The sequence below is a fragment of the uncultured Friedmanniella sp. genome, from assembly GCF_964244005.1.
GTDB lineage: Bacteria > Actinomycetota > Actinomycetes > Propionibacteriales > Propionibacteriaceae > Microlunatus.
In genome coordinates, this window is the sequence record NZ_CAXTHG010000004.1 from 51,627 (window position 1) to 65,234 (window position 13,608).

General features: G+C 70.9%; 14 protein-coding genes. 11 read left to right on the forward strand and 3 right to left on the reverse strand.

Annotated elements, in window-relative coordinates; translation table 11 throughout:
- Positions 1-4 precede the first annotated feature (4 nt).
- The 4 genes from ACFE76_RS03715 to ACFE76_RS03730 all read left to right on the forward strand — a co-directional run bounded on the left by ACFE76_RS03715 (position 5) and on the right by ACFE76_RS03730 (position 3,370).
- On the forward strand, positions 5-994 hold the full coding sequence (locus ACFE76_RS03715) for an SDR family NAD(P)-dependent oxidoreductase (protein WP_375430394.1): 990 nt from the start codon (positions 5-7) through the stop codon (positions 992-994).
- Complete coding sequence (locus ACFE76_RS03720; RefSeq protein WP_375430395.1) at positions 991-1,884, forward strand: glucose 1-dehydrogenase; 894 nt, start codon at positions 991-993, stop codon at positions 1,882-1,884. Before ACFE76_RS03715 ends, ACFE76_RS03720 begins: the two co-directional genes overlap by 4 nt.
- Positions 1,885-1,920: 36 nt before the next feature.
- Positions 1,921-2,751 (forward strand): SDR family NAD(P)-dependent oxidoreductase, encoded by an 831-nt coding sequence (locus ACFE76_RS03725; protein WP_375430396.1) that lies wholly within the window; start codon positions 1,921-1,923, stop codon positions 2,749-2,751.
- A gap of 64 nt (positions 2,752-2,815) precedes the next feature.
- The gene (locus tag ACFE76_RS03730) at positions 2,816-3,370 is read left to right on the forward strand and encodes a DUF4245 domain-containing protein (protein WP_375430397.1); all 555 of its coding nucleotides are present in this window, start codon (positions 2,816-2,818) and stop codon (positions 3,368-3,370) included.
- 219 nt (positions 3,371-3,589) lie between these two features.
- Here ACFE76_RS03730 and ACFE76_RS03735 read toward each other — a convergent pair whose 3' ends face one another.
- Both ACFE76_RS03735 and xseA read right to left on the reverse strand, forming a co-directional pair.
- The gene (locus ACFE76_RS03735; RefSeq protein ID WP_375430398.1) at positions 3,590-3,808 is read right to left on the reverse strand and encodes an exodeoxyribonuclease VII small subunit; all 219 of its coding nucleotides are present in this window, start codon (positions 3,806-3,808) and stop codon (positions 3,590-3,592) included.
- A complete protein-coding gene (xseA, locus tag ACFE76_RS03740) occupies positions 3,805-5,049 on the reverse strand; it encodes an exodeoxyribonuclease VII large subunit (RefSeq protein WP_375430399.1) in 1,245 nt (414 codons plus the stop codon). The genes ACFE76_RS03735 and xseA overlap by 4 nt, the downstream gene beginning before the upstream one ends.
- 73 nt (positions 5,050-5,122) lie before the next feature.
- On the opposite strand from xseA, the gene ACFE76_RS03745 reads away from it, so the two are divergent.
- The gene (locus ACFE76_RS03745) at positions 5,123-6,121 is read left to right on the forward strand and encodes a 4-hydroxy-3-methylbut-2-enyl diphosphate reductase (RefSeq protein WP_375430400.1); all 999 of its coding nucleotides are present in this window, start codon (positions 5,123-5,125) and stop codon (positions 6,119-6,121) included.
- Between the two features lie 103 nt (positions 6,122-6,224).
- Entirely contained in the window at positions 6,225-7,733 is a 1,509-nt protein-coding gene (locus ACFE76_RS03750; RefSeq protein WP_375430401.1) for a GEVED domain-containing protein, read from the forward strand.
- A gap of 1 nt (position 7,734) precedes the next feature.
- On the opposite strand, the gene rmuC is transcribed toward ACFE76_RS03750, so the two are convergent.
- Positions 7,735-9,369: a DNA recombination protein RmuC gene (gene rmuC, locus ACFE76_RS03755; protein ID WP_375430402.1), complete on the reverse strand. Its 1,635-nt coding sequence runs from the start codon at positions 9,367-9,369 to the stop codon at positions 7,735-7,737.
- Positions 9,370-9,435: 66 nt separating this feature from the next.
- On the opposite strand from rmuC, the gene ACFE76_RS03760 reads away from it, so the two are divergent.
- From ACFE76_RS03760 to ACFE76_RS03780, 5 genes are all read left to right on the forward strand, one after another.
- Positions 9,436-10,704, forward strand: coding sequence for a M18 family aminopeptidase (locus ACFE76_RS03760; protein ID WP_375430403.1), 1,269 nt, complete (start codon positions 9,436-9,438; stop codon positions 10,702-10,704).
- Between the two features lie 182 nt (positions 10,705-10,886).
- The gene (gene ychF, locus ACFE76_RS03765; RefSeq protein ID WP_375430404.1) at positions 10,887-11,960 is read left to right on the forward strand and encodes a redox-regulated ATPase YchF; all 1,074 of its coding nucleotides are present in this window, start codon (positions 10,887-10,889) and stop codon (positions 11,958-11,960) included.
- A gap of 336 nt (positions 11,961-12,296) precedes the next feature.
- Complete coding sequence (locus tag ACFE76_RS03770; protein ID WP_375430405.1) at positions 12,297-12,506, forward strand: hypothetical protein; 210 nt, start codon at positions 12,297-12,299, stop codon at positions 12,504-12,506.
- Positions 12,503-12,820 carry a type II toxin-antitoxin system RelE/ParE family toxin gene (locus ACFE76_RS03775; RefSeq protein WP_375430406.1) on the forward strand — a complete coding sequence of 106 codons (318 nt, stop codon included), beginning with the start codon at positions 12,503-12,505 and terminating at the stop codon, positions 12,818-12,820. Before ACFE76_RS03770 ends, ACFE76_RS03775 begins: the two co-directional genes overlap by 4 nt.
- Before the next feature lie 240 nt (positions 12,821-13,060).
- A complete protein-coding gene (locus tag ACFE76_RS03780; protein ID WP_375430407.1) occupies positions 13,061-13,513 on the forward strand; it encodes a hypothetical protein in 453 nt (150 codons plus the stop codon).
- The last annotated feature ends 95 nt before the right edge of the window (positions 13,514-13,608 follow it).

A 13,608-nucleotide genomic window follows, 5' to 3' on the forward strand; every position in this document is an offset into this window, starting at 1 on the left:
GACGATGATCTCACCGACCCCGGGCCCCACCGCGCCTCTGGCTTTCGTGGCCGGGGCGTCGCGGGGCCTGGGGTTGTTGATCGCCCGGGAGCTGGGGCGTCGTGGTCACCGACTGGTCATCTGTGCCCGCTCGGCGGAGGAGCTCGACGCCGCTCGCGTCCAGCTGACCGCCGAGGGCCTGAGCGTCCGGACCGCGGTCTGCGACGTCAGCGACGCCGACGAGGTCGACGAGCTCGTGACCGCGATCGAGACCCAGGACGGACCGATCGAGGTCGCCGTGGTCGTCGCCGGCGTGATCCAGGTGGGGCCGTTGGCCTCCTTGACCCGGGACCATTTCGACGAGGCCATCTCGGTCATGCTGTGGGGTCCGATCAACGTCGCGCTCGCCGTTGTCGGCCCGATGAGACGCCGCGGCTCCGGCCGGATCGGCGTCATCACCTCCATCGGCGGACTCGTGCCCGTCCCGCACCTGCTGCCGTACAGCACCGCCAAGTTCGGCGCCGTCGGCTTCACGGCCGGTCTGCGCTCGGAGCTGGCCGGTACCGGGGTCAAGGTCACCACCGTCGCCCCCGGGCTGATGCGGACCGGATCCCACCTGCGCGCCGAGTTCACCGGCAACCAAGGTGCCGAGTACGCCTGGTTCGCGCCGTCGGCGACCCTGCCGGGGATCGCCATGAACCCCGAGCGTGCTGCTGTCCGGATCGTCGACGGGGTGCTCGCCGGTCGCGCGTACGTGCTCCTCAGCCTGTTGACCAAGATCGGCGCGCGGGTCAACGGTCTGGCGCCCTCGACGACCGCAGCCTTGCTCGGCGTCTTCGCCCGGCTGCTGCCGGCCGGCCCCCCGCCGGAGGCCACCAGCACCGTCCAGGGATACCAGGTCGAGCAGGGTCTCAAGCCACTGCCGTCCGCGCTGGTCAGGGCCATCACGGTGCTCGGCCGCTCGTCGGCCCGACGCTGGAACCAGCGACCGCCCCACCCCAAGGAGAAGTCATGACCGACCAGTACACGTTGACTGACCCGACGACGCTCTACAGCGACATCACCACGACCGCTCAGAGCCAGGACGGACCGGGTCTGGACGCCGACCTCAAGGCCAAGGCCGACCTCGGCGAGGACACCTACCGCGGCCTCGGCCGGCTGATCGGGCGCAAGGCCCTGATCACCGGTGGCGACTCCGGCATCGGCGCGGCGACGGCGATCGCCTTCGCCCGTGAAGGCGCGGACGTCGCCATCTCCTACCTGCCCGAGGAGGAAGAGGATGCGGTCCGGATCGCCGGCCTCATCACCGCCGCCGGCCAGAAGGCGCTGACCCTGCCCGGCGACCTGAAGGACCCGGCCTACTGCCGCGACCTGGTCGCACAGGCGGTCGAGGGTCTGGGCGGGCTGGACATCCTGGTCAACAACGCAGGCAAGCAGCAGAGCGTCGAGTCGCTGGCCGACATCAGCGACGAGCAGTTCGACGAGACGTTCAAGACCAACGTCTACGCGATGTTCTGGATCACCAAGGCCGCGCTGCCGCACCTGAGGCCCGGCTCGACGATCATCAACACCTCCTCGATCCAGGCGTACTCGCCCTCGGAGACCCTGGTCGACTACGCCTCGACCAAGGCCACCATCAACACCTTCTCCAAGGCGCTCGCGCAGCAGCTCGCCCCCAAGGGCATCCGGGTCAACGTCGTCGCGCCCGGACCAATCTGGACGCCGCTGCAGACCGCCGGCGGTCAGCCCACCGAGGCGCTCCCGACCTTCGGTGAGAACACCCCGCTCGGCCGTGCCGGTCAGCCGGCCGAGCTCGCGCCCGCGTACGTGTTCCTCGCGTCAGCGGAGTCGAGCTACGTGACCGGGGAGACCCTCAACGTCAACGGCGGCATGCCGACCCCGTGACGGGTCTGTCGGCCCAGCAACCGGGAAGAGAAGGACATGACTGACTCACCGTTCGCCGTGGTCACCGGAGCCTCCAGCGGCATCGGGCTCGAGCTGGCCCTGCTCTTCGCCGCCGACGGCTATGACCTGCTGCTCTGTGCCGAGGACGAGGGGTTGGCGACGGCCGCGGCCCGGGTGCGGGCTGCGGGGGTCGAGGTGCACGTCATGCAGGTGGACCTCTCCTCGGTCGAGGGCGTGCAGACCTGCTACGAGGCGGTGATCGCGACCGGGCGTGCGGTCGACGCGGCCGCGGTCAACGCCGGCGTCGGCCAGGGCGGGGCGTTCGTGGACACCGATGTCGACGCCCTGCTGCAGGTCGTCCAGCTGAACGTGACCTCGACGATGCTCCTGACCCGGCTGCTGCTCGCCGACATGGTGGAGCGCGACGCCGGCCGGCTGCTGCTCACCTCCTCCATCGCGTCGACGCTGCCCGGAGCCTTCCAGGCGGTCTACAACGCCTCAAAGTCCTTCGTGCAGTCGCTGACCGAGGCGCTGCAGAGCGAGCTGAAGGACTCCGCCGTGACCATCACGTCGCTGATGCCCGGACCGACGGACACCAATTTCTTCCCCCGGGCCGGGATGGACGACACGCTCGTGGGGCAGGGTCCGAAGGACGACCCGGCCGCCGTGGCCCGTCAGGGGTACGACGCGCTGCAGCGGGGCAAGGACCGGGTCGTCGCGGCCTCATTGGGCACGAAGGCCCAAGAGCTGGCGGCCAAGGTGCTACCGGACAAGCTCAAGGCTGAGGTGCACCGGACGATCGCCGAGCCGCGGGGTGACGGGCCCGACCAGACGGCCACGCCGGGCAGCAGCGACAGCGTCCGCTGACCTCAGGGTCGCGACGACGGACTGTGATCAGTCCGTCATTGGGTCGGTCTGTGAGGATGGACCCGTGGCACGCTCCAAGAAACCGTCGTCGATGGGCGACCTGGTCCGGTCGCTGGCGGTGATCCTGATCCCGCTCGTGATCATCACCTGGTTCTTCACCCGCTCGCCGGAGTCCCCTGCGGTGCTGGTGGTGGACTACCGGCCGGTCCTGGCCCAGGCGCGGCAACAGGCCCCGTTCGAGGTGCTGGCGCCCACGTCGGTGCCGAAGGACTGGCGGGCCACCCGGGCCACCTGGCTGACCACCGGTCAGCCTGGCCTCGCTGGCGAACCGTCCGTGCGCAAGCTGTGGCAGCTCGGCTTCCTGACCGGACAAGACGTCTACGTCGAGCTCGACCAGGGCGACCTGAGGGGAGAAGACCTGATCGTCGACCGCACCCGCAAAGGGCTGCCCGACGGGCAGAGCACCGTCGGCACCCAGGTGTGGCAGCGCCTGATCAGCTCCGACGAGCGGACACGGTCCCTCGTGCTGCCCTCGGCCAAGGTGACGACCATCGTCGTCGGCGACCTGCCCTACGCCGACCTGGAGTCCTACGCCGCGACCCTCGCCCCGGCCGGCTGAGGCCTGCGGGAGCCGTCCGCGCTGGCTCGCGCGTTCCGCGTCGCAAGATTCCTGCCGCGGCCCCGGTGGGCTACCCTGCCGTGGTGCTGCGCGAGCACTTCCGGCGCGAGATCGGGCTGGCGCCGGTCGACTACCGCCGCTTCGTCGCCTGACCCCTCGCGCACCTTCCCCGACGTGTCAGCGTCGACGGTCGTCCAAGCGACCATCCACGCTGACACGTCAGTCTGGGGGAGCGGGCTTCGGGCGGGCGGCGTCGACCTTCGCGCGGGCGCCGTCCAGCCGCTGCTGGCAGACCGCGGCCAACAGCTCACCGCGCTCCCACAAGGCCAGCGACTCCTCCAGCGGGACGCCGCCGGACTCCAACCGCTGCACCACTTGCACCAGCTCGTCGCGAGCCTGCTCGTACGTCAGGTCGGCGGCCGTACCGGGCTCGGTCATCGTGTTCCTCCTGCGGTCGGCCAGCTCGCCGGTCGCTGCTCGCGGGCTTCCAGGACCAGCTGACCGTCCACCAGGTAGGCGAGCAGGTCGTCGCCCTCGTCGATCTCGGTCACCGAGGTGACCGCGTGCCCGTCGGGGCCCACCAAGATCGAGTAGCCGCGTTCCAGCGTCGCCTTGGGCGACATGGCCCGGACCCGCGCCAGCTGGTGCTCGATACCGACCCGTTCCCGCTCGAGCCGGCCGCTGACGGCCCGTTCACCCCGGTGCCGCAGCGTGGCGACCTGCTCGTGACGGACCGCGAACGAGGCCGTCGGGTCGGTCAGCACCGGGCGGGAGCGCAGGCCGTCCAGCTGTTCCTGGCGCCGGTGCAGCTGGGTGGTGATCGCCTGGGCGAGCCTGCTCCGGGCCTGGGTCAGCCGGGCCAGCTCCTCGACGACGTCGGGCACGACCCGCTTGGCCGCGTCCGTCGGGGTCGAGGCCCGGTAGTCGGCGACCAGGTCGAGGATCGGGGTGTCGGTCTCGTGGCCGATGGCGCTGACCACCGGCGTCCGACAGGCCGCGACCGCCCGCACCAGACCCTCGTCGGAGAAAGGCAGCAGGTCCTCCAGCGAGCCCCCGCCCCGCGCGAGGACGATCACGTCCACCTCGGCCATCCGGTCCAACGCCTCGAGCGCGATGATCAGCTGTTCTCCGGCCTGCGGGCCCTGGACGAGGGCGTAGCGGGTCTCGATCCGGACCGCGGGCCAGCGTCGGCGGGCGTTCTCGACCACGTCGCGCTCGGCGGCGCTGCCGGCGCCGGTGACCAGGCCGACCACGCGCGGCAGGAACGGCAGCGGCAGCTTGCGGGTGCGGTCGAACAGCCCTTCGGCCTGCAGCAGCCGCTTGGTCTGCTCCAGCCGGGCCAACAGCTGACCCTCACCGACCGGGGTGATGACGTCGCAGAAGAAGGAGAAGCGTCCCGAGGCCTCGTAGTAGGAGGGCTTCAGCCGGGCCACCACGGTCGCGCCCTCGGTCAGGGGACCGGCCGCGTCGAGCGTGGCGGGGGAGACCGTCACCGACACCGACACCTCCGAGATCCGGTCCCGCAGCGTGAGGAAGACCGTACGGCTGCCGGAGCGCCGGTTGATCTCGATCAGCTGAGCCTCGACCCAGACCGCGCCGAGCCGTTCGATCCAGCCCCGGACGAGGTGCACCACCCGGCGCAGGGGCTGGGGGTTCTCCGGCGAGGACTCCAGGGGCACGGCCCGAGCGTAACGGTCGGGGTCGACGATCAACGGCAACGTGACCGCCGTGTACGGAACCTAGACTGGGGACATGACTGAGACCATCAGCCCTGCCACCGAGCCGTCTAGCGGCAGCCGACAGGTGCTGCTCGCCGCTCCGCGCGGCTACTGCGCCGGGGTCGACCGTGCGGTCATCACGGTCGAGAAGGCGCTCGACACGTACGGGGCACCCGTCTACGTGCGCAAGCAGATCGTGCACAACCGCCACGTGGTGGAAGACCTGCAGGCGCGGGGAGCGATCTTCGTCGAGGAGCTGGACGAGATGCCGCTCGGCGCCACCGTCGTCTTCTCCGCCCACGGGGTGTCCCCGGCGGTCCACACCGAGGCGGCCGAGCGCGGCCTCAAAGCCATCGACGCCACCTGCCCGCTGGTGACCAAGGTTCACCACGAGGCCCGGCGCTTCGCCCGTGAGGGGCTGGAGATCCTGCTCATCGGCCACGCCGGCCACGAAGAGGTCGAGGGCACCACCGGGGAGGCCCCCGACCAGATCACGCTCGTGCAGTCACCCGAGGACGTCGCCGGGGTCGAGCTGCGCGACCCCACCCGGGTCGCCTGGCTGAGCCAGACCACCTTGAGCGTCGACGAGACGCTGCAGACCGTGCACCGGCTGCGGGAGAAGTTCCCCCTGCTGATGGACCCGCCGAGCGACGACATCTGCTACGCCACCTCCAACCGTCAGCTGGCGATCAAGCAGATCGCCGTCCGCAGCGACCTGGTGATCGTGGTCGGCTCGGCCAACTCCTCCAACTCTGTCCGGCTCGTGGAGGTCGCGCTCGAGTCCGGGGCCCGGACGGCCTACCGGGTCGACAACGCCGGCGAGGTCGACCCCGCCTGGTTCGTCGGCGTCGAGACCGTCGGCGTCACCAGCGGCGCCTCGGTGCCGGAGGACCTGGTGCAGGGCGTCCTGGACCTGCTCGTCCAGCACGGCTTCCCGGCCGCTCAGGAAGAGCGGCTGACCGAGGAGTCCCTGGTCTTCGCGCTGCCACCGGAGCTCCGGCGCGACCTTCGCCGTAGCGTCGCCGGCGACTGAGCGGAAAGCTCCGCAACCGGCCACGGCTGGCGCGGTTGACGCCTCGGGGCGGCTAGGCTCGCACGCGAGTCGGCCCGCTCGGGGGCGCTGAGGGAGCCGAAGCATGCCAGCACCTGTTCGCTCCGGCCTGACCGTGGTCGCCGTCGTGCTGGCGGCGGCGGTGAACGTGCTGGGCGCCGGTCCGGCGGCTGCCGTCGGCTACGACTACGGTGACGCTCCGGCCGCCTACGACGACGCCTCGGACGGCCCGGCCCGCGCCGCGCTCGGTCACCTCCGGCTCGGCCCTCAGGTGACCGCGGACAGCGACGCCGAGGGCGGCGGCGGTGGTCCCGGTACCGCGCGGACGGACAGCGGCGACGACGGCACGGGCCCACTGCCGGCGTCGGCGGTTGGCCGGAAGCAGCGCGTCGCCGCGGTCGTCGCGGTGACGGCCAGCGCGGCTCCGGCACGCCTCTGCGGCTGGATCGACGTCGACCGCGACCAGACCTTCGAGACTGCCGAGCGGTCCTGTCTCGACCTCGACGCGGGAGCGACCTCCGCCACCTTGTGGTGGGTCGTTCGACCTAAGACCGCCGGGTCCAGCTACGCCCGGTTCCGGATCGGCGCCAGCGCCGCCCAGGTCGAGCAGCCGACCGGGTCCTCTGGTCCCGGAGAGGTCGAGGACTACCCGGTGAGGTTCGACCGCGACGCGAGCGCACTTCCTCGGCTGGCGATGACCACCACAGTGTCGCCGACGTCAGTCAGCCGAGTTGGCCAGCCGCTGACCGTGAGCTATGAGGTGCGAAACACGGGCACGCTGCCACTGACCGACGTACGGGTGAGCGATCCCGACGCGGGGGTCGGCCCGGTGCGGTGTGACCCGGCGCAGCCGACCGATCTGGCGCCCACGGCAACCATGCGGTGCAGGGCGACCCTGCGGGTGACTCAGGCCGACCTCGACTTCGGCGGCCTCGAGCTGGGCGCCGTGGCTCGCGGGGAGGGCCCGGGCGGCGAGGCCGACGACGACAGCGACGACGTGCTGGCGGTGGGGTCGGTCAGCGTCGGCGCGGTGCAGCGCCCCCGGCTCGCGCTGACGCTCGCGGCCGGACCGGCTCAGCTACGTCGCGGCAGTCGGTTGCCGGTCGTCCTACGGCTCGAGAACACCGGCAACACCACGCTGACCGACGTCCGCGCGTCGGCCTCGGGATCGGTTCGGCTCCACTGCCGACCCGTGGTCGCGGCCTTCGCTCCCGGGAACAGCCAGACCTGCCGTGGTTGGCACACCGTCTCGGCGGCCGAGGCCCGTCGCGGCCGGCTGGTGCTGCACGGGGCTGCGCGCGCGGACCCGCCGTACGGCGACCCGTCCCGCACCGCAGACGACGTGGTGGCGACCGCACGGCTCAGCCGACCGGTGACCGGGGTCCCAAGTGCTCCCGTGGCGAACGCCCCGAAGGCTGCCGCTGGGGCCCAGCCCACCCGGGCCAGCGCGACCGGGGGCTCCGCGCGCGCTGACCTTCAGCGGCTGGCGGCGACCGGCGGCCCAGCCCCGGGCGTCCTGGTCCTCGGGCTGCTGGCCGTCGCGGCCGGTGCCGCGGTCCTGGCCCGGACCCGGCGTCGCCTCTCCGATCGCTGAGTCAAGTCATCGCGCGACCTTGTCGCTCGTCCTCGCCAGGGACGTTCTGGTCGGGGACGGTCGACTCGACCAGCTCGAGCAGGTCGGGTTCGGGACGGACCAGCTCAGCCGCCTCCGGGATCGCCAGCCGACGCTTCTTGCTGCGGCCCACCAGCGGTTCGACCTGGACGGCGTCCTCGACGAGCTCTACCGCCTGGATCTGCCTGACCGGCTCGTGCACCGGCGTCAGCGACTCGAGCTCCTTCTCGCTGACCTTGAGGTCGCGGAACTTCCGGGCCTGGACCAGCACCGTGCCCTCCACAGTGGCGATCGTCTCGTTGTAGGCGTTGACCGACGTCCGCAGCGCACGGCCGAGCTTGTCGAAGCGGTTGCCCATCAGCCCCAGCCGCTCGTGCAGGTCGCGGCCCAGCTTGAACACCTCGGCGGCGCTCTCGGCCAGCGCCGCCTGCTTCCAGCCGTACGCGACCGCCCGCAGCATGCCGATCAGCGTCGTCGGCGTGGCCAGCACCACGTCGCGCTGCGCGGCGTAGTCGTAGAGGTCGGGCACCTGGTCGAGCGCGGTGGCGAAGAACATCTCGTTCGGCAGGAACAGCACCACGAACTCCGGCGTCTCGGCGGCCTTCCAGTACTGCTTGGACGACAGCTGGTCGACGTGCGTGCGGACGTGCCGGCCGTACCGGGCCAACGCCTCGGCCTTCACCTCCGGGTCGTCGGTCTCCGCCGCCTCGAGGAACGAGCTCAGCGGCACCTTGGAGTCGACGAAGATGTGCTTGCCCTGGGCCAGGTTGACCCGCATGTCGGGCCGCAGCGTCCGGTCGTCGGCCCGGGTGGTCTGCTGCAGGTCGAAGTCGCAGCGCTCGACCATCCCGGCGAGCTCCGCCACCCGCTTGAGCTGGGTCTCGCCCCACGCGCCGCGCACCTGCGGCTTGCGCAGGGCCGTGATCAGCGCGCTTGTCTCGCGCCGCAGCGTCTCACCGGTGAGCTGGACACTCTGCACCTGCGCCTTGAGGTCGGTCGAGATCGCCACCCGTTCCTTCTCGACCTCGGTCAGCCGGTCGTTGAAGCGATCGAGGCTCTGGCGTACCGGCAGCATCAGCTGTTCGGTCGCCTTGAGCCGCTGCTCCGCCGAAGCGTCGGCCGTCCGGCCCTGGCGCTCGAGCGTCTCAGCCGACAGCACCTTGAAGTGGTTGAGCATCGCCTCGCGGTCGGCCTCGATCTCGGTGGCGCGTTGGCGGGCGGCATCGCGCTCTGCCGTCACCTTGGCGACCGCAGCCGAGACTTCCGCCGCCTCGGCTTGCGCGGTCGCCGCCTCGGTGCGAGCGTTCGCCGCGTCGGTGCGGGCCAGCGCGAGCTGGTCGGCGGTGTCGGCGCGGGTGTCGGCCTGGTTGGCGCGGGCGTGCTCGAGCTCGCCTCGCACCTGGGCGGTCTCGGCCCGGAACCGCTCGGCCTCACCCCGCGCGGTCGCCGTGGCGGTGTGGGCGTTCGCCAGCTCGGCCCGCAGCTGCGCCACCTCGGTCCGGTCGGTGGCCGCCAGCACCTCGCGCCGCGACCGCGCGATCACCAGCGCCGCGGCCACCCCGATCAGCAGCCCCAGCACCAGCCCACACACCAACGCACCCACGCCCAACCCGTCCATGTGTTCGATCCTGCTCGAGACCACTGACAAAAAGCGGGAGGCCGCACCGGCGATAGCGTGAGGGCCATGACCGCGACCGACCACGCCGCCGACCTCGGCGCCTTCGTCTCGGCCTCGCCGAGCAGCTTCCACGCCGCCGCCGAGGGTGCGCGGCGGCTGGCGACGGCCGGTTTCGCCGCCCAGGACGAGCGCGAGCCGTGGGACCCCAGCCCGGGCGGCCACTACGTCGTCCGCGACGGGGCTCTGCTGGCCTGGCGGGTCCCGGCGGGGGCCGGACCGACCATCCCGTTCCGGATCGTGGGTGCGCACACCGACTCCCCGACCTTCAAGCTCAAGCCGCGCCCCGACGTCGGCGGCTTCGGCTGGCAGCAGCTGGGGGTCGAGGTCTACGGCGGGCCGCTGCTCAACTCCTGGCTCGACCGTGAGCTCGGCCTCGCCGGCCGGCTGGCCCTGACCGACGGCAGCACCCCGCTGGTCCGGACGGGCGCCATCATGCGGATCCCCCAGCTCGCGATCCACCTGGACCGCGGGGTCAACGCCGACGGGCTCAAGCTCGACCCGCAGCAGCACACCGCTCCCGTGTGGAGCGTCGGACACCGGGGGGCCAGCATCCTCGACCACCTGGCCGACGTCGCCGGCTGTACCCGCAACGAGATCGACGGCTACGACCTGGTCGCGTTCGACAGCGCCCTCCCTGCTGTCTTTGGAGGACACGGTGAGTTCTTCGCCGCTGGCCGGCTGGACAACCTCAGCAGCGTGCACGCCGCCCTGACCGCTCTGGTCGCCTCGCCGGGCAGCGAACGGATCGAGCTGGTCGCCGCCTTCGACCACGAGGAGGTAGGTAGCGCGACCCGCTCCGGCGCCGCCGGTCCGCTGCTGGCCGACGTCGTCAGCCGGATCCTGGGGAGCCTGGGCGCTTCGGCCGACCAGAGGCACCAGTCGCTCGCCGGCTCGGTGTGCCTGTCGGCCGATGCGGGTCACGCCGTGCACCCCAACTACCCGGGACGGCACGACCCTGCGAACCTGCCGGTGCTCAACGGTGGGCCGCTGCTCAAGCTCAACGCCAACCAGCGTTACGCCACCGACGCGGCCGGGGCCGCCCTGTGGCGACGGGCCTGTCGCCGGGCCGGCGTACCGACGCAGGAGTTCGTCTCCAACAACGCGCTGCCCTGCGGTTCCACGATCGGCCCGTTGACCGCCACCCGGCTCGGGATCGCCACCATCGACGTCGGGGTGCCGCTGCTGTCGATGCACTCGGCTCGTGAGCTGGCCGGGATGGAGGACCCCTGGTCGCTCTCGCTGGCGATCAGCGCCTTCTTCGCGCTCGAGCCCTGACCAACGAGCCCGTTGGCCCAGATCCGTCGCTCATGCGCCTTGTCGGCGCTCGTGCGCTCCCTACACCGGGCGCAAGAGCGGACAAGAGGCGCACGAGGGTGGTCGTGGTGGGCGACCGCCGGCCCGGGGTGTGCGGTCCACGCGTCCTGGCTGCTCGCCCAGACCCTCTAGGCTTGGCCGACGTGGCTCTTTCCATCGGCATCGTCGGACTCCCGAACGCAGGCAAGTCGACCCTCTTCAACGCCCTGACCCGTAACGACGTGCTCGCGGCCAACTACCCGTTCGCGACGATCGAGCCGAACGTGGGCGTCGTGGGAGTGCCCGACCCGCGGCTGGCGGTGCTGTCTGAGCTCTTCGCCTCCGAGCGGATCGTGCCGGCGACGGTGAGCTTCGTCGACATCGCGGGTATCGTCCGCGGGGCCAGCCAGGGGGAGGGGATGGGCAACGCGTTCCTGTCCCACATCCGCGAGGCCGACGCGATCTGCCAGGTCACCCGGGTCTTCACCGACCCGGACGTGACCCACGTCGACGGGGCCGTCGACCCGCCCAGCGACATCGAGACCATCTCGACCGAGCTGATCCTCGCCGACCTGCAGACCGTCGAACGGGCGCTGCCGCGGCTGGAGAAGGAGTCGCGGATGAACAAGGACCGCGCCGTCACGCTCGCGGCGGTCCGGGAGGCGTACGAGGTGCTCAACTCCGGCCGCGGCATCTTTGCCGCCCGGCTGGACCGCGAGCCGCTGCGCGAGCTGTTCCTGCTGACGGCCAAGCCGTTCCTCTTCGTCTTCAACTGCGACTCCGACGAGCTGGCCGACGAGGCCCTGCTGGACCGGCTGCGGACGGCCGTCGCGCCAGCCGAGGCGATCTTCCTCGACGCCAAGATCGAGTCCGAGCTGGTGGAGATGGAGCCCGAAGAGGCTCGCGAGCTGCTGGCCGAGATGGACGTCGCCGAACCCGGCCTGGACGTGCTCGCGCGGGTGGGCTTCGAGACCCTCGGTCTGCAGACCTACCTGACCGCCGGTCCCAAAGAGTCCCGCGCCTGGACGATCCCCAAGGGCGCCACCGCGCCCGAGGCCGCCGGGGTGATCCACACCGACTTCCAGAAGGGCTTCATCAAGGCCGAGATCGTCGGCTTCGACGACCTCGTCGCCGCCGGCTCGATGCAGGCCGCGAAGGCCAAGGGCAAGGTCCGCCTGGAGGGCAAGGACTACGTGATGGCCGACGGCGACGTGGTGGAGTTCCGATTCAACGTGTGAATCTGCGCAAAACCGCAGTTCAGAGGAGGTCTTCGGCCCGTTGATCACGACCTCGACAAACCGCAGTGATTCGCGTCGTCACGGACGTGACCCTTCTTCCGGCCGGTGTCGAGGTCGACGCTGGCGACCCACCGCTCGTAAGCCTCGCCGTCCATCGAGCCGGCGCGCTGGACGCCGACGTCGGGCGCCGCGACTGCCTTCCTTTCTGTGTCGCAGGTCGGGGCGGTTGCGCGAGGTTGGCCCGAGGGACGTGCCGCGGTGAGAGGCCCGAGAGCCTCAAGACCCGCGTACCCTGATGTCATGTCTTTGGGTGAGCCGGAGGTTTATGAGGCAGGGATGTCCCTGCCTCCCGACGTGCGCAAGCACGTCGCTCTCCGACTGCTCGAATCGGTCGACCCGCAGGAGGCGTTCGACCTCGCCTCCGAGTCGTGGCTGCGCTCTGACGTGGCTGCCGCTTACGACGCGCTCAAGGCTGACCCGGCGCGGGCGATCCCGGCCGACGACGTCCGCGCCGGCTTCAAGGCCAAGTGGTCCACCCGTTCGTGACGAGCCGAATTACCTACACCCCTGAGGCCCAGCAGCAACTTCACGCCCTCGACGACTGGATCACCGAGAAGGGGTCCGCGGATGTCGCGCAGCGCTTCGTCGCGGCGATCCTCGAACACATCGACGACATCCTCGTCTTCCCCCGCGCCGGCCGAGCCCGCGATGACATTCGACCGGGAGTGCGGACGTCCAGCTTCAAGAAGCGAACGCTGATCGCCGACGAGGTCGACGAGTTCGCCGGCGAGCTGGTGGTGAACGTCCTCGGCGTCTTCCACGGTGGCCAGGATGGGGAAGCTGCGCTCCGCGACGAGTGAGACCCAACGACGCCACTGACGCCAGCCACGAGGGAGGGATCCGAGCCTTGAGCGGTCCGCAAAGGGTCCGCAAGATGTCCGGCCGACACCGATTCTGCCCGTTGACACCCGACCGGCCCAGCGCGCTGTTTTTTCCTTGTCAGAAACGGTTTCCGGTCGTTATCAGCAGTGGTCGACAACAGCCGAAGTCCCGCGTGATCGTTCCGCTTGAACGTCTGACGAGTAAGGGTTGATCAAAGCATGTCCATCGATTCCGAAGCGCTCTTCCAGGGGCGGGTCTATCGCGTGACCGGCGAGCCGGTCGTCGCGAACCACGACACGAATATCGGTACCGCTCGGGTGTTGCACCTCGCGAGCTGTCGCACCATCCGCAAGTACGCCGACAGCGGGGCGCTGGTCCCGCTGAGCGAGGTCGAGGTCGACGACGCCTGGATCCGTGCGGTGACCGAGGACACGACGACGGAGACGCTGGCCAAGGAGTGGCCGTTCAGCGCTGAGACGGGATGGTGTCCGCACTGCATCGTCAAGGAGCTGAAGATCGCCAGCGACGGGAGCTATCGGCACCCCGGCGCTCGCTCCGCGAAGTGGCGTCCGGGGATTCCCCTCGGGTGCCGGTTTCCCACGGCTCACGGGCTCGGGCACTGCGGCTGCAGCGAAGACGAGATGACGAGCCCTCGCGTCAGTCCCGGGTGACCGTAGGCCCGCTCGTTCGCTCCGGTTCGCTGCATGGGCTCAGCCAGGCGATGAGGCGCTCGTGTCGTGGAGGAAAAGCTCAGTTATGGAGAACT